This is a genomic window from Pseudomonas cyclaminis (assembly GCF_015163715.1).
GTDB lineage: Bacteria > Pseudomonadota > Gammaproteobacteria > Pseudomonadales > Pseudomonadaceae > Aquipseudomonas > Aquipseudomonas cyclaminis.
In genome coordinates, this window is the sequence record NZ_JADDUM010000395.1 from 1 (window position 1) to 678 (window position 678).

A 678-nucleotide genomic window follows, 5' to 3' on the forward strand; every position below is an offset into this window, starting at 1 on the left:
GGCAACGTGGACGGTCTGTTCGCGCCCAAGGGCGTGCAATACGGGCTGTCGTCCCTCAGCGGCCATCGGTTCGGTGGGCGTACCGGGCTGCAATGGGAGGTCGGTCAACACCAGATCGACACCGGGCTGTGGGCCGAGACCGATGTGTTCAACCGCCAGCAAGGCCGCTACAACCTGACCGATGGCAGCCCGGCCGGCGAGCCGCTGTTCAACGAGCCGGTGCACCTGCAAGGGGATTTCAGCTCCACGCGCAATTCGTTGCAGTACCACCTCAAGGACACCTGGACCCTGCTCGATGATCGCCTGCGCCTGCAGTTCGGCTTCAAGAGCCTGAACCTCAAGTACCGCATCGAGGGCTATCGCAACGCCGGTGACTACATCAACAACCGCCAGCCGCGCCTCGCTACCCAATGGAACGACGCGTTCCTGCCCCAGGCCGGGCTGGTCTACAACCTCACCGATGACACTCAGGTGTTTGCTTCCTACTCGGAAAACATGGCCCTGCCCCGTGGCGCCGACGATATCTTCCGCGCCGCCAGCCCCAGCGCACCGCCGCCGGAGGCCGAGCGGGCGAAGAACTACGAGGTGGGCTATCGCATCAACCGTCCGACCTTCAACGCCGCCTGGGCGCTGTACCGCACCGACTTCGACAATCGCCTGCAAGCCTTCGCCTCGGCG

At 64.7% G+C, this 678-nt stretch carries 1 protein-coding gene; it reads left to right on the forward strand.

The features are described from left to right. A partial coding sequence (locus IQK56_RS30785; RefSeq protein WP_193901990.1) for a TonB-dependent receptor occupies nucleotides 1-678 on the forward strand: 678 nt, incomplete at both ends.